Below are 17,403 nucleotides of genomic sequence, written 5' to 3'. Positions count from 1 at the left end.
CGCGGACTCCTGAAAAAGGCCGGCAATTGCCGGCTTTTTTTGTATTTGTCGCAGGCGAGTTTTGCGCGACATCGGCAGGTGGGTCGTCGGTTTGATTGCTGCGCGCAATTTAATTGACAATTTCCCCAGGATCTCAGTATGGTTGTCGGCCTTTTTTTGATTTATACGCCAGTTATTGCGCAGTATTCCAATACAGTCATGCGCGGAGGGAAGTTGTGAGCGCATTCGCCGACGAAGCTACCAAGGCTTCGACCACCAAGATCTCGGAAAAACCCAGTATAGAGGGCGCGTTGCCCACAGTGCGTATCGGTATTTGCGGTCTGGGGACCGTAGGTAGCGGCACAGTCAACGTCATGGCCCGCAATTGCGAAGAAATTGCCGCCCGCTGTGGCCGCAAGGTCGAAATTGTCCAGATTGGTGCGCGCCGCGACAATCCCGACTGCGATACCAGTCACCTGGATGTCACCCGTGAAATCTTCGAGGTGGCAAATAACCCTGACGTGGATGTGCTGGTGGAACTTATCGGCGGGACCACTGTGGCCAGGGAGCTGGTGTTGACCGCAATTGCCAATGGCAAGCACGTGGTCACCGCCAACAAGGCGCTGATCGCCGAGTACGGCAATGAGCTATTTGCCGCCGCAGCGGAGCAGGGCGTGACGATCGCTTACGAGGCTGCTGTGGCCGGCGGTATCCCCATCATCAAATCCCTGCGTGAGGGGCTCGTTGGCAATCGCATCCAGTGGCTGGCGGGGATCATCAATGGCACCGGTAACTACATCCTCACGGAAATGCGCGAGAAGGGCCGCAGCTTCCAGGAGGCACTGTCACAGGCGCAGGCTCTGGGCTATGCCGAAGCGGATCCCACCTTCGATGTGGAGGGGATAGATGCTGCGCACAAGCTGGTGATCATGGCATCCCTGGCTTTCGGTATGCCGCTGGCATTCGACAAGGTGTATACCGAAGGTATCAGTGGCATTGCCCGGGAAGACATCCAGTACGCCGACGAACTGGGCTATCGCATCAAGCACTTGGGCATAGCGCGTCGCACCGAAGATGGCGTCGAGTTGCGGGTTCACCCAACCCTGATCCCCCAGCGCCGTCTTATCGCCAACGTCAATGGGGTGATGAACGCGGTGCTGGTCTACGGCGACGCGGTAGGTCCCACCCTTTATTACGGTGCCGGTGCCGGTGCCGAGGCTACCGCCTCTGCGGTGATCGCGGATATCGTGGATGTCGCGCGCACCCTGAATGTGCGTCCCGATCAGCGGGTACCGCTGGCCGGTGTGACTCAGGGCAGCCAGGGCAACCTGGACGACGTGCTGCCCATGAGCGAGACCAAAACCAGTTATTACATGCGCATCTCGGCCCACGACAAGCCGGGGGTGATGTCCCAGGTCGCGAAGATCTGCAGCGACCAGGGCATCAGTATCGAGGCGCTGATCCAGCATGAACCTGCGGAAGACGAGGAGCTGGTGCCGGTGGTGTTACTGACCAGTCGCGCCCGTGAGTCCCAGCTTCAGGAAGCGGTCAACCAGATCGAGGCCCTGGACACGATCCAGGCGCCGGTCGTGCGGATTCGGGTCGAATCCCTCGGTTGATTGCATGTCATCTGACGGCAGGCGCCATGTGCCTGCCGTGTTCCTTTATTCCGAACCAGTCGAATTAGAGTCACCGTGAAATTTATCAGTACTCGCGGCCGCGCGCCGTCCCTCAGCTTTGCCGACACTGTGCTCACCGGGCTCGCCAGCGATGGCGGCCTGTATGTGCCGGAAAGCCTGCCCAAATTCAGCCAGCAGGAAATCGCCGAAATGGCGGGCCTGAATTACTGCGAGCTGGCGTTTCGCATCATGTGGCCTTTTGTCGCTGAGGATCTGAGCGAGGACGAGATGCGCGGCATCATCGAGCGCGCTTACGCCAATTTCCGTCACGCCGCCATCGCGCCGCTGGTACAGACCGGCCACAACGAGTGGGTGATGGAGCTGTTTCAGGGGCCGACGCTGGCGTTCAAGGATTTTGCCCTGCAGTTTCTCGGTCAACTGTTCGACCTGTTGCTGAAAAAGCGCGGGGAAAAGGTAGTTGTGCTCGGAGCGACATCCGGGGATACCGGTTCTGCGGCGATCGAGGGCTGCCGCCACTGCGAAAATATCGACATTTTCATCATGCACCCGCACAACCGGGTATCGGAAGTGCAGCGCAAGCAGATGACCACCGTGCTGTCGGACAATGTCTTCAATATCGCGCTCGAGGGCAATTTCGACGACTGCCAGAACATGGTGAAAGCCAGCTTCGCGGACCAGTCTTTCCTGCCGGATGGCCGACGCCTTGTGGCGGTGAACTCCATCAACTGGGCGCGAATCATGGCCCAGATCGTGTACTACTTCCACGCGGCACTGAGCCTCGGCGGTCCGCACCGCCCGGTCAATTTTTCCGTACCCACCGGTAACTTCGGTGACATCTTCGCCGGCTATCTGGCCCGCGGCATGGGGCTGCCGATCAACCAGCTGGTGATCGCCACCAACGCGAACGACATCCTGCACCGCTGTATCAGTGCCAACGACCACTCGCCACAACCGCTGGTACACAGCCTGTCGCCAAGCATGGATATCATGGTATCCAGTAATTTCGAGCGGCTGTTGTTTGATCTGTATGACCGCGACGGCGCTGCGGTGGCGGAGTTGCTGGCGGATCGCCGTGCACCGATGAAGCTCGATGAACTCGCCCTGGAAAAGGCCCGCAGCCTGTTCTCGTCCGAGCGGGTTGGCGACGAGCGCACGGTGGAGGTGATCCGCGAGGTGTTCGAGTCCACCGAGTACCTGCTTGACCCGCACACCGCCATTGGCATGGAAGCTGCGCGTCGCGCGCGCAAGTCCAATGCCGAGCCGATGGTATGCCTCGCCACCGCGCATCCGGCCAAATTTGCCGAAGCGGTCGACACGGCGCTGCCGGGTACCAGTGTGCCGCTGCCCCACCATATGCAGGACCTGCTGGAGCGGGAGGAGCGGTTGCAAGTGCTGCCAAACGAGCTTTCCGCGGTACACGATTTCATCTCGCGCGCACTGGCCTGAGGCCGGGTTGAGTCGCGCCGGTGTGGCGTTAGAATGGCGCTTTGCCGGCTGCGCCGGCGGTGACAAGAACGAGAACGACCGGACGCGATGAATACCATCATTCAACGACGGCCAGTGGATTTATCCGCTGGCCGTTTTACTTCCTCCACACCAGAGATTCTGCAGCGGGTACTGTTGGGGCGCGGGGTCGATAGCGACCAGGCGCTCGATCACCAGCTCGCCCGCCTGCACAGCCCCGAGTCCATGCGCGGGGTGGATGCTGCGGTCGCCCTACTGGTGGAGGCGGTGCGTCAGCAGCAAAAAATCCTGATCGTGGGTGACTTCGACGCTGACGGCGCCACCAGTAGCACCCTCGCGGTACTCGCGCTGGGCGCGCTCGGCGCCGGAGCAGTGGATTTCCTGGTGCCGAATCGATTCGAGTTCGGTTACGGCCTGACCCCTGAAATTGTCGAGGTGGCGCGGGAGTATCAGCCGGAGCTGCTGATCACCGTGGACAACGGGATCAGCAGTATCGACGGTGTTGCCGCGGCCCGCGCCGCAGGGTTGAAGGTCATCGTCACCGATCACCATCTGCCCGGCAGTGAACTACCGGACGCAGATGCCATCGTCAATCCGAATCAGCCGGGCTGTGACTTTCCCAGCAAGAACCTGGCGGGCGTGGGTGTGATTTTCTACCTGCTCAGCCGGCTCAAGACCGCGCTGCAGGCATCGGGCTGGTTTGAAGAGTCCGGTATTGCCGCGCCCAATATGGCCGAGTATCTGGATCTGGTGGCGCTCGGCACGGTTGCCGACCTGGTGCCGCTGGATCACAACAACCGGGTACTGGTGCACCAGGGCATTGCGCGAATTCGCGCCGGCCGCTGCCGGGTGGGCATTCAGGCGCTGATGGATGTGGCCGGGCGGGACCGCAGCCGGCTTTCCACCACCGATATCGGTTTTATCCTCGGCCCGCGGATCAATGCCGCTGGGCGACTCGACGATATAAGCACCGGCATCCGCTGCCTGCTCACCCGCGACCCCCAGGAGGCGCGGGAGCTGGCGGTGGAGCTGGACGGGCTCAACCGCGATCGCAAGGCCATCGAGGCCGGTATGCAGCGCGAGGCGATGGCTGCGCTGGAGCAATTGCAACTGGCAGATGACGGCCTGCCCTGGAGCCTGTGCCTGTACGACGGGGCCTGGCACCAGGGGGTGGTGGGTATTCTCGCCAGCCGTATCAAGGAAAAATTTCACCGTCCGGTGATCGCCTTTGCCGATGGTGACAACAACCTGATCAAGGGCTCGGCGCGTTCGATTCCAGGTTTGCATATTCGCGATGCGCTCAGCGACGTTGCCGCGGCCCACCCACAACTGATCAGCAAATTTGGCGGGCACGCCATGGCGGCGGGGCTGAGTCTTCCCGCGGAAAATCTGCCGGCCTTTACCGAGGCTTTCGAGCAGGCGGTGCGCAGCAGGCTCACGCCGTCGCAGCTGCAAGCGGTCATCGAGACCGATGGCGAGCTGCGCGCAGAGGAGTTCACCATGGAGACCGCTGCGTTGCTGCGGGCCTGTGCGCCCTGGGGGCAGGCTTTCCCGGAGCCCGAGTTCGATGGTGAATTTGTGTTGCAGCAGCAGCGGATTGTGGGTGAGCGTCACCTGAAGATGGTGGTCGCACCGGCGTGTGCACCGCGGCAGTCACTGGATGCCATCGCCTTCAATATCGACACGGAATTCTGGCCGGCGCCAGTGGAGAGAGTGCGGCTGGCGTTCAAGCTGGATATCAATGAATTTCGCGGGCGGCAGTCACTGCAATTGATGGTCAGCCATATAGTTCCGCTCTGATTTATTTCGGTGATTCCTCCATTTTGGATTTCTGTTAATGGCGACGGAGGCGAGGGTGTCTCTGTGCGCCGGTGATGATCGGTATGAAACAAAAACAGGCGAAGGCCGAAGTACTGTTGCTGCTCGCGGCATTGTTCTGGGGCGTAGCATTCGTTCCGCAGAAAATTGCCATGGAGCATATTGGACCACTGGCGTTCAATGCCTGGCGCTTTTTCCTCGGCGGACTGCTGCTGGTTCCCATCGTCTACTGGCTTTCTTCCCGGCGGGACCTGAAAGCGCAGCAGTCTGATGGCGCAATCATTCATCACAGCTGGCGCAAGTGTTTGCCGGGCGGCGCACTACTCGGTTTCTGGCTGTTCCTCGCAGCGGCACTGCAGCAGGCGAGCCTGGTGTACACCACCGCCGGGCGCGCGGGGTTTATCAGTGGATTTTACCTGCTGCTGGTGCCCATCATTGGCCTGTCCCTCGGCCATAAAACCAACCGCTGGACCTGGGGTGGTGTCGCGCTGGCGCTGCTCGGGCTCTACTGGCTGGCGGATTTTTCCGAGCAGGCGCAGCTGATCGGCGATTTGATGGTATTTGCCAGCGCCTTTGTGTTCGCAATCCAGGTATTGTCCGCGGACTATCTGGTGCACCGATACGATGCGCTGCGCCTGGCGGCGATCCAGTTCCTGGTATGTGGTGTACTGTCGGCGGTGGCCGCACTGATTGTGGAGCAGCCGACACTGCAGGCCGCGGTGGATGCGGCCTGGCCCATCGCTTACATGATGGTGTTTTCCACTGCCATCGCCTTTACCTTCCAGCTTCTGGGGCAGCGCAATGCGGCGCCGTCCCATGCCACTGTCATCATGAGTCTGGAGTCGGTGTTCGCGGTCGGCGCAGGGTGGCTGTTACTGAATGAGCTGCTGAGTGCAAAAGAACTAATTGGGTGCGGATTGATGCTGGCGGGGATGTTCGTCAGTCATTACGGCAACCACAGCGGCGCCCACCACTGAAAACGGACAACCTATGATCGACTGGTCCATCCTGGCACTGTTCATTCCCACGTTTTTCTTTGTCTCCATCACCCCGGGGATGTGCATGACCTTGGCGCTCACCATGGGCATGACGTTCGGGGTGCGCCGCACCCTGTGGATGATGCTTGGTGAACTGTGCGGCGTTGCGACGGTAGCCATCGCAGCGGTGCTCGGGATAGCGGCGTTTATGCTGAAGTACCCCACCGCGTTCCAGGCGTTCAAATATTGCGGCGCCGTGTATCTCGCCTATCTGGGCGTGCAGATGTGGCGGGCGAGGGGGCGCGCCGTGCTGGTAGAGCCGAGTGCACAGGGGCAGCCGGTGATGTCCGCCACCTCCCTGATAGCACAGGGATTTGTTACCGCGGTGGCAAACCCAAAAGGCTGGGCGTTTTTTATCGCGCTGTTGCCGCCGTTTATCCGGCAGGATCAGCCCCTGCTGCCTCAGATGAGTATCCTGCTGGCGATTATCTTGTTGCTGGAGTTCATCTGCCTGCTGATCTACGCCGGCGGTGGTCGCAGCTTGAGCCGGCTGTTGCATCGGGGTGAGAATGTGCGGTTGATGAACCGGATGGCTGGAACCCTGATGCTGGGCGTGGGCGTTTGGCTCGCGCTAAGCTGACAGGACCAGCGCGGATTTTTCGCAAGTGGCCGGTGACCGGGAAAAGACTGAGGAGCAGACTATGAGTTTCGGAAAATGGATGGTGGCGATGGTGGCACTCACTGCACTGGTTTGCACCGGTTGCGATGATCGCGGTGCGAGGTCCCCGGAGCCGAGTAAGGTGGAAAGCAAAATGACGCCCAAAGATTCGAGCAGCGAAGACGTGAGCACTGAGACCTCTGTGCCGGCATCCCCCCAGAGCGCTGGGCCCCAGGGGCAAGTCACCGACACCCTGTGGGTGATGGAATCCCGTGGAACCAGGCAGTGCGAAGGCGGCGGCCTGACGGTTGAGCAGAGCCGCGGCAAGCTGGTGGATAGCGGCATCCAGGTGGTGGAATCCCGCTGTGGGGTGCGCACGGATCGTATGTATCCCCAGGTGTGCGGTGGTGCCACCGGTGACATCCTGCTGCACCGTATACCCACGGGCATGTTGGATGCCGCGCTGGAACTGGGGTTCGACCCGGTGGGCAATGTGAGTTACCAGTTTTCCAGTTGCGCGCCCAAGCCGGGAACCGGATCTGGCCGCAGCGAAATCTGACCCACAGCGATTGATCCGGGGGGGAATAGGGTGGTCGATATCGATCTCGATCTCGATATTTACGGTCTGGCAGAAGCGTTGGGTCGTGAGTTACAGCGACTGAAGTGGCGGGTGACCTCTGCGGAGTCCTGCACCGGAGGCGGCGTTGCCGCCGCCATCACGTCAGTACCGGGTTCATCTGCCTGGTTTGATGGGGCCGTGGTGTCATACGCAGACCGCATCAAGCGGGATTTTCTCGGGGTGGACCCGCGAGACCTGGAGCTGTTTGGCGCCGTCAGTGAACCGGTGGTGCGGCAGATGGCAGTGGGCGTGCTGAGCCGACTGGATGCCAATCTCGCCGTTGCCGTCAGTGGCATTGCCGGGCCGGATGGCGGCAGTGACGACAAACCTGTGGGAACCGTCTGGATCGCCTGGGCCCACGGCGTGGGGCAGGAGCCGTTGCAGGCGGACGCTCGCTGTATGCATTTTCATGGCACCCGCGGTGAGATTCAGGAGCAGACGGTGGCCGAAGCGCTGCGGGGCCTGTTGTCGATTGCCGAGGCCCATCGCAAATAATTTCCCCTCTAGACGTTCCCGGTGGATTTTGCCGACCGGGAACCACCTATTCCGGATTACTGGTTGCTTATACAGTAATTTTTCTCTAAGCTCCCTCCCCATAACCAATCTTCACGTACACGGGAAAGGTCATGGATTCCAACAAAGACAAGGCATTACAGGCAGCGCTGTCTCAGATCGAGCGCCAGTTTGGCAAGGGCACCGTCATGCGCATGGGGGAAAAGGGACGCGAGCCTATCCCCGCTATTTCCACCGGCTCACTGGGCCTGGATGTGGCCCTGGGTATTGGCGGTCTGCCCCGCGGCCGTATTGTTGAGATCTATGGCCCGGAGTCTTCCGGTAAAACCACGCTCACCCTGCAGGTGATTGCCGAAGCCCAGCGCAAGGGTGGTACCTGCGCCTTCGTGGATGCGGAACACGCGCTGGACCCGATCTACGCAGAAAAGCTCGGCGTCAATGTCGATGAGCTGATCGTGTCCCAGCCGGACACCGGTGAACAGGCGCTGGAAGTGGCGGATATGCTGGTGCGCTCTGGCGCGGTAGACGTGCTGGTTGTGGACTCCGTGGCGGCGCTGACCCCGCGTGCGGAAATCGAAGGCGAGATGGGCGACTCCCATGTCGGTCTGCAGGCGCGCCTGATGTCCCAGGCACTGCGCAAGCTGACCGGTAACATCAAGAATACCAACACCCTGTGTATCTTCATTAACCAGATCCGTATGAAGATCGGTGTGATGTTCGGCTCCCCGGAAACCACCACCGGTGGTAACGCACTCAAGTTCTACTCTTCTGTGCGCCTCGATATCCGTCGCATCGGCTCCGTGAAGGAGGGCGAGGAAGTCGTCGGTAACGAGACCCGGGTAAAAGTGGTCAAGAACAAGGTGGCGCCGCCCTTTAAACAGGCGGAGTTCCAGATCATGTATGGCGAAGGTTCCAACCTGCTGGGCGAGATCATCGACTATGGCGTCAAGCTGGGCCTGATCGATAAAGCCGGTGCCTGGTACAGCTACAAGGGCGACAAGATTGGTCAGGGTAAGGCCAATGCGGCCAAATTCCTGAAGGAAAACACGGATATCCGTAATGAAATCGAAACCCAGCTGCGTGCCCAGCTGCTGGGTGAAACCGGCGCTGCCCAGCCGGCGGCAGTGGAAGCCGCGGAAGACTGATTTTGTCTTTTCCGCAGTTTGATTCCGGCGGCTCGCATGGCGGGCTGCCGGAGAGTGATTCCTCTTCCAGTCTTTCATCTCCGGTGGGTTCCACCGAAGCCTTCCAGGCGCTGTTCACCGCTGCGCTCGACCTTCTCTCCCGCCGCGAGCACTCCTGCCAGGAGTTGCGCCGGAAGTTGCAGCCCAAGTACCCCAACGGCGATTTCGACAGGCTTTTAGCGCGGCTACAGGAACTCAATTACCAGTCCGATCGGCGCTTTGCCGAAGTATTCTGCCGCTCGCGGGCACACCGGGGGCAGGGGCCACTGCGTATCCGTCAGGAATTGCAGCTGCGCGGTGTGGAGTCAGCGCTGATACAGGGTGCAATGGAGCAGGTACAGGAGGAAGTGGATTGGTTTCAGCTTGCTCTGGATCAGCTGCAGCGTAAATTCCGCCGACCTGTAGATGTGGCCGAGCCGAGGGAGCAACAGATGAAAGAGCGTGCCCGCCGCCAGCGCTACCTCGCCTACCGGGGCTTTTTTGCCGATGCGATTCAGTATGCACTAGCGGAGCTGGATGCCGGGCGGCATAGCGAACGGTAGTTAAGAGGGCTGACGCAGGCTTCTGTTGAGCGTATATACTGGCCGTGGAACCATTTGCACCCACCTAGGTGGGATGGCCGGCCTGTAGAATAACCAGAAGCGAGCCGCGATGATCCTCTCTATCGACCAGGGTACTACCGGTACCACCGCCTTTGTTTTCGATGCTGACGGCCGGCTGTGCGGCCGCAGTTACTCCGAATTCCCCCAATACTATCCACGCCCGGGTTGGGTTGAGCACGATGCCGAAGAAATTTGGCAGGTTACGCTCAAAGTCTGCGCTGCCGCCCTGCAGCGTGCCGGGATTGCCGCGACAGACCTGCGGGCAGTGGGAATCACCAACCAGCGCGAAACCACGGTGTTGTGGGACCGCAAAACCGGGCTGCCGGTACATCGGGCCATCGTCTGGCAGTGTCGCAGATCCGCGGATATCTGCGCTGGGCTCAAAGAGGCCGGTGCCGAGTCTATGGTGCGTGCCAGTACCGGGCTGTTGCTCGACGCGTATTTTTCCGCTAGCAAACTGCACTGGATTTTTCGCAACGAGCCGGAGCTGCACCGCCGTGCCAGGGCCGGGCAGCTCTGCTTTGGCACTGTGGACAGTTGGCTGATCTGGCGCCTGACAGGTGGTCAAGCGCACCTCACCGATCACACCAATGCCAGTCGAACCCTGCTCTACAATCTGGATCGCCGCCAGTGGGACGATGACCTGCTGGAGCTGTTCGATTGTCCTCGGTCGATTTTGCCGGAAATAAGGCCATCCGCCGGTGTATTTGCCCAGACTTCCGCGGACTCTTTCCTGGGGGCCGAAGTGCCCATCGCCGGTGTTGCCGGTGACCAGCAGGCTGCCCTGTTCGGTCAGGGTTGTATCCTCCCCGGCAGCCTTAAGAATACCTATGGAACCGGGTGCTTTATGCTGGCCAGCGCCGGTCAGCGACGACCGCTGGTACCCGAGGGGCTACTGACAACCATTGCCTGCGACCATTCGGGGCAACCGCAATACGCGATTGAGGGTTCGGTATTCAATGGTGGCGCGGCGGTACAGTGGTTGCGGGATGATATGGGCGTGATCCAGCAGGCGGCGGAAACGGAGCAGATCGCCCAGGCCATCCCCGATACCCGCGGTGTTTATCTGGTGCCGGCCTTCAGTGGCCTCGGTGCGCCGCACTGGGATGCGGCCGCGCGCGGGTCGGTTTTCGGGCTGACCCGGGGAGCGGGGCGGGCGGAACTGGTGCGGGCAACCCTGGAGTCGATTGCGTATCAGTGCCACGAGCTCGCAAGCCTGATGGCGCAGGCATTGGGTGTGGAGTTGCAGTGCTTGCGTGTCGATGGTGGCGCCAGTGCCAATAATTTCCTTATGCAGTTCCAGGCGGATATTTCCCGTCTGCGGGTCGAGCGGCCTCGGCAGATTGAGTCCACGGCGGTAGGTGCCGCGCTCCTCGCGGGTATCGGGGCCGGTATCTGGGGGAGCGAGCAGCTTCCGGCATCGTTGCAGGACATCGAGCAGGATTTCCTGCCGCAAATGGGCGAGTTGCAACGGCGGGGGCTGCTGGATGGCTGGCGCCAGGCAGTAGCAGCCTGCCGCAGCTACCGGCCTGACTAGTGGCGGATGAAAAAGCAAGCACGAATGATGAGAGAGGGGCTGACCTTTAGTTTGGCTGGCCCAAAACCGATCCGGAAATACTTCGATAACATCGAAGTGGCAGTATCCGTACATAACCATAAGAAAGGAGAGCGCCATGTATTTTGAGTCCAGAGGTTTGCGCCTGCACTACCGGCGATGGTGGGTAGAAAATGCGTTGGGTGTGGTGGTGGTGTCTCACGGACTGGGTGAGCACAGCGGTCGCTACCGGCGGTTCGCAAGTGCGCTGAATGCCAGCGGTTATAGTGTCTACGCACTGGACCACTACGGTCACGGACAGTCCCCCGGTCGCCGAGGGGATATTGGTGATTTTGCGGATTACTCCCGGGACCTCTGCCAGTTTATCCGCCTGGTCAGGCACGAGAATGCGGGTTTGTCACTTCATTTACTCGGGCACAGTATGGGGGGAGTGATCGCCTGCGCGAGCATCGCGACCTCGGAGGAGAACTGCCCGGTCGACAGTCTGGTGCTGTCCGCGCCGGCCTTTGTCGGGGCGAAAGAGCCCGCGGGGCTTGAGTTGCGCCTGCTGCGCCTGCTGGGGAAAGTATGCCCGGGGGTGCCGCTGTCCAATCGTCTGCAAGCGCAGTGGATCAGTCGCGATTCGGAAGTTGTCGACGCATACCGCAAGGACGACCTGGTGCACAGCCGCATAACGCCCCGCTGGTATACCGGATATCGGCAGATGCGGGAGCAGCTACTGGCGCAGCCTGAGGCGATTGAAATCCCCTGTCTGCTGCTGGTGCCGGAAGGGGATAGACTGGTGGATTCAGCCGCCAGTTACCGCTGGTTTGATGGCCTGCGGGGCGATGTTCACCGTCTGTGCAGCTTTCCCGGTGCCTACCACGAGATATTCAATGAACCGGAAGATGGCGCCAAGGCGCTCGATCTGCTGGTCGGACACCTGAATGCCCTGTCGCGGCGCGAGTCTCCGGCGCTGCGGGATCTGGCCAGCCTTTGAGGCAGGCCAGATCCCTGTTTACCTTGCCGCTGCAATTCTGCCGCCAGCGGTGAAAACCCCCGAAAAGCGTTGTACCATACGCGGTCATTTTTGACCTGAGGCTCGGTGTTGCCGGGCCTCAGGCCGTTGCAGAGTGGATCATGGACAAAAAACTGTTGAGCCTGCTGGTCTGTCCGGTCAGCAAGGCACCGCTTGAGTACCGCGAAGAAACCCAGGAACTGGTATGCAAAGCCAGCGGCCTGGCCTATCCGATACGGGATGGCATCCCGGTCATGCTTGAGTCTGAAGCGCGTCAGCTGACCGCAGACGAAAAGCTGGAAAAGTAACTCCGCAGAGACGTTGCCGGGGTGCTTGCCCGGCACCAGGGAGGCGAAGATGGCTGAGGCCAGTGTGTTCACCCGGATCATGGCCGGCGAGCTGCCGGCACGGCGGTTGTATGAAGACGATCAGTGCATCGTCATCGAGGACCGATCGCCCCAGGCGCCGACGCACCTGCTGATCATTCCCCGCACCCCCCTGGTCAGCCTCGCTGACGCGCGCGTCGAGCACGCCCCGTTGCTGGGGCACCTGATGTGCGTGGCTGCCGACATGGCGCGGCGACTCAAGCTGGAAGATGGCTTTCGCCTGGTGGTCAACAATGGCCGCGGGGCAGGGCAGACCGTGTTCCACCTGCATATCCATTTGCTGGCTCAGCGCAAGATGCCTGAAGCGGGCCTAGCGGATGATCTGCAGGGCTGAGCAGAGAATTTGATGAATGGTACCGAGTACCGGTGCCGGTGTTTATTACTGACGACGTGGAAATTGGCTGGATGAAGAGCGCACAGATACGCGAAGCATTTCTCAACTACTTTGCCGAGCAGGGGCACACCCGGGTGGCTTCCAGCTCGCTGGTACCGGGCAACGACCCGACCCTGCTGTTCACCAATGCCGGCATGGTGCAGTTCAAGGATACCTTCCTCGGACAGGACCCGCGCCCCTATGTGCGCGCCACCAGTTCACAGCGCTGTGTGCGCGCCGGCGGTAAACACAACGACCTGGAAAACGTCGGCTACACCGCACGTCACCACACCTTTTTCGAAATGCTGGGCAACTTCAGCTTCGGCGACTATTTCAAGCGCGAAGCTATCCAGTTTGCCTGGGAGTTTCTGACCAAGGTTCTGAACCTTCCTGAAGAGCGTCTGTGGGTTACCGTGCATATCAGCGACGACGAAGCCGCGGATATCTGGCTGAAAGAAGTCGGTGTCAGCGCCGACCGTTTCTCCCGTCTGGATGAAGACAACTTCTGGCAAATGGGGGACACCGGTCCATGTGGCCCCAGTTCGGAAATTTTCTACGATCACGGTGAAGATGTTCCCGGCGGCCCCCCCGGGTCCGATAATGACGACCTCGACCGCTATATCGAGGTCTGGAACCTGGTATTCATGCAGTTCGAGCGCTCTGCCGATGGCGAATTGCACCCGCTGCCCAAGCCTTCGGTAGATACCGGTATGGGGCTTGAGCGTATCGCTGCGGTTATGCAGGGTGTGCATTCCAACTACGAAATCGACCTGTTCCAGGCACTGCTGAAAGCGGCCGGGGAAATTGTCGGCTGTGCGAATACCGAAGAAAAATCCCTGCGGGTAATTGCCGACCACATCCGCTCCTGCTCCTTCCTGATTGCCGATGGCGTGATGCCTTCCAACGAAGGTCGCGGATTTGTGCTGCGCCGCATTATTCGCCGTGCGATTCGCCACGGACACAAGCTCGGTCACCAGGAAATCTTTTTCTACAAGCTGGTGCAGGCGCTGGTGCAGGAGATGGGCGAGGCGTACCCGGAACTGCGCGAGAAGCAATCCGTGATTGAAAACGCCCTGCGCAAAGAAGAAGAGCAATTTGCCAAAACCCTCGACAAGGGACTGGCACTGCTGGATGAAGCACTGGAGTCCCTCGAAGGCACCGAAGTGCCCGGTGATCTGGTGTTCACCCTGCACGATACCTACGGTTTCCCGACGGATCTGACTCAGGATATCGCCCGCGAGCGCGGCCTGACGCTGGATATGGCTGGCTATGAAACCGCGATGGAAGCGCAACGCGAACGCGCGCGCGCTGCGGGCAAGTTCAAGCAGGACTATACCGGCAGCCTGAATATTGAGGGCGCAACCGAGTTTCTCGGTTACGACGGCGTTTCTGCCACTGGCAAAGTACTGGCCATCGTCAAAGACGGGGAGCCGGTGGATCGTCTTGAGGAAGGGGAGTTCGGAGCGGTTGTTCTGGATCGTACGCCGTTTTATGCAGAGTCCGGCGGCCAGGTAGGTGACAGCGGTTACCTGCAGGCAGCGTCCGGCCGTTTTGAAGTATCCGACTGCACCAAGCTCGGCGGCCACCACCTGCATCAGGGCAAACTTCTTTCTGGAAGCCTGGCAGTCGGCGACCAAGTCGATGCGGATGTGGCCGCGGATGTTCGTCAGTCCACGGCACTCAACCACTCCGCCACCCATTTACTGCATGCAGCACTGCGCAAGGTGCTGGGAGAGCATGTCACCCAGAAAGGGTCACTGGTGGATTCCGAGCGTCTGCGCTTTGATTTCTCTCATCCCGAAGCGGTAACGATCAAACAGTTGCGCGCGATCGAAGCGCTGGTAAATAGCCAGATTCGTGCGAATACAGCGGTGGAAACCGAAGAAACTGATATCGATACCGCCAAAGCAAAGGGTGCCATGGCACTGTTTGGCGAGAAGTATGGCGATAGCGTGCGCGTACTCTCGATGGGTGAAAGTGGTGAAGCGGGTACTTTTTCCGTTGAGCTTTGTGGCGGCACCCATGTAAAGCGCACCGGTGATATCGGTTTGCTGCGCATTGTTGGAGAGAGTGGTATTGCTTCCGGGCAGCGCCGAATCGAAGCGGTTACTGGTGCTCACGCACTGGCGCTTTTCGATCAGGCCCAGCAGCGTCTGGATCACGCGGCAACTCTATTGAAGGCCCGTCCAGAGAACCTGGCGGACAAGGTGGAGCAGCTGCTTGCCAATAATCGCAAGCTGGAAAAAGAGCTCGCACAGTTGAAAACCAAGCTCGCCAGTGGTGCTGGCGGCGATTTAACGAGTCAGGCCGTTGAGGTTGCCGGCGTGAAGTTGCTGGCAACCTCTATTGAAGGTGCAGATGCAAAATCGCTGCGAGATCTGGCGGACCAGCTTAAAAACAAACTGGGCAGTGGAATTTTGCTACTGGCTGCTCCCGATGAAGACAAGGTCGCCCTGATTGCCGCGGTCACCAAGGACCTTACCGACCGATTGGCAGCGGGCGATCTGATGCGTTTCGCCGCTGGCGAGCTGGGGGGTAAGGGCGGTGGTCGTCCGGATATGGCCCAGGGTGGCGGTGTCGACGTCAATGCATTGCCTGAGCTGCTGAAGGCAGTGCCCGAATGGGTAAAAAACAATATCAAGTGAAACCAATTAGCCGATTGTGTTGGCGATCCCGGAATTGCAGGCTTCGCTCCTGTGTAAATTGCCGTTTTGCAGTTGATTTGCCCGGGGTTTGGTGATTAAGTGCGCGACACGCGCGAGTCGGGTACCGCGCACTTAGGTAGTAAGGAACACTAGAACGATGAGTTTGTTCGTGCAGAAATATGGTGGCACCTCTGTGGGCTCTGTTGAGCGCATTGAGGCTGTTGCTGACAAGGTGGCCGGTTTCAAAGCGCAGGGTCACGATATGGTGGTGGTGCTTTCCGCGATGAGCGGGGAGACCAACCGACTGATCGACCTGGCGCGACAGATCCAGGAGCATCCGGATCCTCGCGAGATGGATGTCTTGGTTTCAACCGGTGAGCAGGTAACCATTGCGCTGCTGAGTATGGCGCTGAAGAAGCGCGGCTATGATGCATGCTCTTACACTGGCGGACAGGTCAAGATCCTTACCGATAACGCCCATACCAAAGCTCGTATTCAGCATATCGATGTAGAGCGCATGCGTCGCGATCTCGACTCCGGCAAGGTGGTTGTGGTCGCTGGTTTCCAGGGGGTTGATGATGAGGGCAATATCACAACCCTTGGTCGCGGAGGTTCGGATACAACGGGCGTTGCTCTGGCAGCAGCATTGAATGCGACCGAATGTCAGATCTACACCGACGTCGATGGCGTTTACACCACGGATCCCCGGGTTGTGGATAGCGCTCGTCGCCTCGATCGCATCACCTTTGAGGAAATGCTGGAAATGGCCAGCCTCGGCTCCAAGGTTTTGCAGATTCGCGCGGTTGAGTTTGCCGGGAAGTACAAAGTGCCTCTACGCGTGCTCTCTACGTTTGAAGAGGGCGATGGCACACTGATTAGTCTGGATGAGGAAGACAACGAAATGGAACAGCCAGTAGTATCCGGCATCGCTTTCAATCGCGACGAGGCGAAACTGACAATCCGCGGTGTACCGGATACCCCCGGAGTGGCGTGTCGTATTCTGGCGCCGGTCGGTGCGGAAAACATTGAAGTGGATGTGATTGTTCAGAATATCAGCGCGATCGATGGTACCACTGACTTCACCTTTACCGTTCACCGCAATGATCTAAGCAAGGCGCGCAAGGTGCTGGAGCGTGTGGCCGAGGAGCTGGGCGCCCGCGAAGTTGTTTCGGACGACAAGATCGCCAAGGTTTCCATCGTGGGTGTGGGTATGCGGTCTCACGCCAATGTGGCATCTCGCATGTTCGAGGCCCTGGGTGATGACAACATCAACATCCAGATGATTACCACCTCCGAGATCAAGATTTCAGTCATTATCGACGAGCGCTACCTGGAGTTGGCCGTGCGCGCGCTTCACAGCGCCTTTGAACTGTCTGAGCCCAAGGCTTCGGAATAGCTATAACTAGAGTGAAGGATGGTGCCAGTGACCATAGCAATTTGGTTGTTTGGCGCCTGGTGCGACCTGTTGAGATTTTCAACGTCTGGGCAATACTGAATAAAGTGACGGACAAGATTCTCGGTTTGCAGCTTTCTCGGGTTATTATGGCCCCAGGCGCGGGCCAGGGATAACCGGTCGTGCCAAATCACAGGATGATCAAGGAGAAGTAGGTAATGTTGATTTTAACCCGCCGTATCGGTGAGACACTGATGGTTGGTGATAATGTGACGGTTACCGTGTTGGGCGTAAAGGGCAACCAGGTGCGGATCGGTGTCAATGCACCCAAGGAAGTTGCTGTTCATCGCGAAGAGATTTACCAGCGCATTCAGCGTGAGAAGCAAACTCCCAGTGAGGGTGACGCCGATTGAAGTAGATCTTCTAGGCGGCACTCATCCAGAAAAAGGTCGCTGCGGCGGCCTTTTTTTGTGTCTGTGCAATTTGTGGTCGCTCCTGAAGAAATTGCAAAAAGTTATTGATTCCCCATTGATTTTTGTCGGACCGCTGGTAAGATGCCCACCACTTTCAGCGGCCAAGAGCAGAAAAGTTTTTGATCGC

At 59.4% G+C, this 17,403-nt stretch carries 16 protein-coding genes; all 16 read left to right on the top strand.

The genetic code is table 11. The annotated features are described in order from the left end of the window. The first annotated feature begins 215 nt into the window (after positions 1–215). The 16 genes from R5R33_RS03435 (at position 216) to csrA (ending at position 17,216) form a co-directional block, all read left to right on the top strand. On the top strand, positions 216–1,598 hold the full coding sequence (locus R5R33_RS03435; RefSeq protein ID WP_404810378.1) for a homoserine dehydrogenase: 1,383 nt from the start codon (positions 216–218) through the stop codon (positions 1,596–1,598). 75 nt (positions 1,599–1,673) lie between these two features. Further along, positions 1,674–3,065 carry a threonine synthase gene (thrC, locus tag R5R33_RS03430; protein WP_318954653.1) on the top strand — a complete coding sequence of 464 codons (1,392 nt, stop codon included), beginning with the start codon at positions 1,674–1,676 and terminating at the stop codon, positions 3,063–3,065. Positions 3,066–3,152: 87 nt separating this feature from the next. Next, positions 3,153–4,883: a single-stranded-DNA-specific exonuclease RecJ gene (gene recJ, locus R5R33_RS03425; protein ID WP_318954652.1), complete on the top strand. Its 1,731-nt coding sequence runs from the start codon at positions 3,153–3,155 to the stop codon at positions 4,881–4,883. An 83-nt stretch (positions 4,884–4,966) separates the two neighbouring features. Further along, positions 4,967–5,878, top strand: a complete 912-nt coding sequence (locus R5R33_RS03420; protein WP_318954651.1) for a DMT family transporter — start codon at positions 4,967–4,969, stop codon at positions 5,876–5,878. Between the two features lie 13 nt (positions 5,879–5,891). Continuing rightward, complete coding sequence (locus tag R5R33_RS03415) at positions 5,892–6,518, top strand: LysE family translocator (RefSeq protein WP_318954650.1); 627 nt, start codon at positions 5,892–5,894, stop codon at positions 6,516–6,518. A 61-nt stretch (positions 6,519–6,579) separates the two neighbouring features. Further along, positions 6,580–7,095, top strand: a complete 516-nt coding sequence (locus R5R33_RS03410) for a hypothetical protein (protein WP_318954649.1) — start codon at positions 6,580–6,582, stop codon at positions 7,093–7,095. A gap of 30 nt (positions 7,096–7,125) precedes the next feature. Further along, positions 7,126–7,650, top strand: a complete 525-nt coding sequence (locus R5R33_RS03405; RefSeq protein WP_318954648.1) for a CinA family protein — start codon at positions 7,126–7,128, stop codon at positions 7,648–7,650. 131 nt (positions 7,651–7,781) lie between these two features. Continuing rightward, a complete protein-coding gene (gene recA / locus R5R33_RS03400; RefSeq protein WP_318954647.1) occupies positions 7,782–8,813 on the top strand; it encodes a recombinase RecA in 1,032 nt (343 codons plus the stop codon). A gap of 2 nt (positions 8,814–8,815) precedes the next feature. Then, positions 8,816–9,394, top strand: coding sequence for a regulatory protein RecX (locus R5R33_RS03395; protein WP_318954646.1), 579 nt, complete (start codon positions 8,816–8,818; stop codon positions 9,392–9,394). 109 nt (positions 9,395–9,503) lie between these two features. Continuing rightward, positions 9,504–10,991, top strand: coding sequence for a glycerol kinase GlpK (gene glpK / locus R5R33_RS03390; RefSeq protein ID WP_318954645.1), 1,488 nt, complete (start codon positions 9,504–9,506; stop codon positions 10,989–10,991). A 136-nt stretch (positions 10,992–11,127) separates the two neighbouring features. After that, positions 11,128–11,988 carry an alpha/beta hydrolase gene (locus R5R33_RS03385; RefSeq protein ID WP_318954644.1) on the top strand — a complete coding sequence of 287 codons (861 nt, stop codon included), beginning with the start codon at positions 11,128–11,130 and terminating at the stop codon, positions 11,986–11,988. A 137-nt stretch (positions 11,989–12,125) separates the two neighbouring features. Then, positions 12,126–12,314 (top strand): Trm112 family protein, encoded by a 189-nt coding sequence (locus tag R5R33_RS03380; protein ID WP_318955688.1) that lies wholly within the window; start codon positions 12,126–12,128, stop codon positions 12,312–12,314. Between the two features lie 49 nt (positions 12,315–12,363). After that, positions 12,364–12,726 carry a histidine triad nucleotide-binding protein gene (locus R5R33_RS03375; RefSeq protein WP_318954643.1) on the top strand — a complete coding sequence of 121 codons (363 nt, stop codon included), beginning with the start codon at positions 12,364–12,366 and terminating at the stop codon, positions 12,724–12,726. Between the two features lie 71 nt (positions 12,727–12,797). Further along, entirely contained in the window at positions 12,798–15,410 is a 2,613-nt protein-coding gene (gene alaS, locus R5R33_RS03370) for an alanine--tRNA ligase (protein WP_318955687.1), read from the top strand. Positions 15,411–15,567: 157 nt separating this feature from the next. Continuing rightward, on the top strand, positions 15,568–16,806 hold the full coding sequence (locus tag R5R33_RS03365; RefSeq protein WP_318954642.1) for an aspartate kinase: 1,239 nt from the start codon (positions 15,568–15,570) through the stop codon (positions 16,804–16,806). A 215-nt stretch (positions 16,807–17,021) separates the two neighbouring features. Next, the gene (gene csrA / locus R5R33_RS03360; RefSeq protein WP_318954641.1) at positions 17,022–17,216 is read left to right on the top strand and encodes a carbon storage regulator CsrA; all 195 of its coding nucleotides are present in this window, start codon (positions 17,022–17,024) and stop codon (positions 17,214–17,216) included. Positions 17,217–17,403: the final 187 nt, after the last annotated feature.

The sequence above is a fragment of the Microbulbifer pacificus genome (assembly GCF_033723955.1).
GTDB classification, from domain to species: Bacteria; Pseudomonadota; Gammaproteobacteria; order Pseudomonadales; family Cellvibrionaceae; genus Microbulbifer; species Microbulbifer pacificus.
This window is presented reverse-complemented; position numbering and strand designations above follow the sequence as displayed.

Excerpts from the sequence above, each read along its gene's own strand:
- alaS (WP_318955687.1), top strand. The coding sequence starts at position 12,798 with ATGAAGAGCGCACAGATACGCGAAGCATTTCTCAACTACTTTGCCGAG.
- R5R33_RS03365 (WP_318954642.1), top strand. The coding sequence starts at position 15,568 with ATGAGTTTGTTCGTGCAGAAATATGGTGGCACCTCTGTGGGCTCTGTT.
- R5R33_RS03385 (WP_318954644.1), top strand. The coding sequence starts at position 11,128 with ATGTATTTTGAGTCCAGAGGTTTGCGCCTGCACTACCGGCGATGGTGG.
- R5R33_RS03420 (WP_318954651.1), top strand. The coding sequence starts at position 4,967 with ATGAAACAAAAACAGGCGAAGGCCGAAGTACTGTTGCTGCTCGCGGCA.
- recA (WP_318954647.1), top strand. The coding sequence starts at position 7,782 with ATGGATTCCAACAAAGACAAGGCATTACAGGCAGCGCTGTCTCAGATC.
- glpK (WP_318954645.1), top strand. The coding sequence starts at position 9,504 with ATGATCCTCTCTATCGACCAGGGTACTACCGGTACCACCGCCTTTGTT.
- R5R33_RS03410 (WP_318954649.1), top strand. The coding sequence starts at position 6,580 with ATGAGTTTCGGAAAATGGATGGTGGCGATGGTGGCACTCACTGCACTG.
- csrA (WP_318954641.1), top strand. The coding sequence starts at position 17,022 with ATGTTGATTTTAACCCGCCGTATCGGTGAGACACTGATGGTTGGTGAT.
- recJ (WP_318954652.1), top strand. The coding sequence starts at position 3,153 with ATGAATACCATCATTCAACGACGGCCAGTGGATTTATCCGCTGGCCGT.
- R5R33_RS03375 (WP_318954643.1), top strand. The coding sequence starts at position 12,364 with ATGGCTGAGGCCAGTGTGTTCACCCGGATCATGGCCGGCGAGCTGCCG.
- R5R33_RS03415 (WP_318954650.1), top strand. The coding sequence starts at position 5,892 with ATGATCGACTGGTCCATCCTGGCACTGTTCATTCCCACGTTTTTCTTT.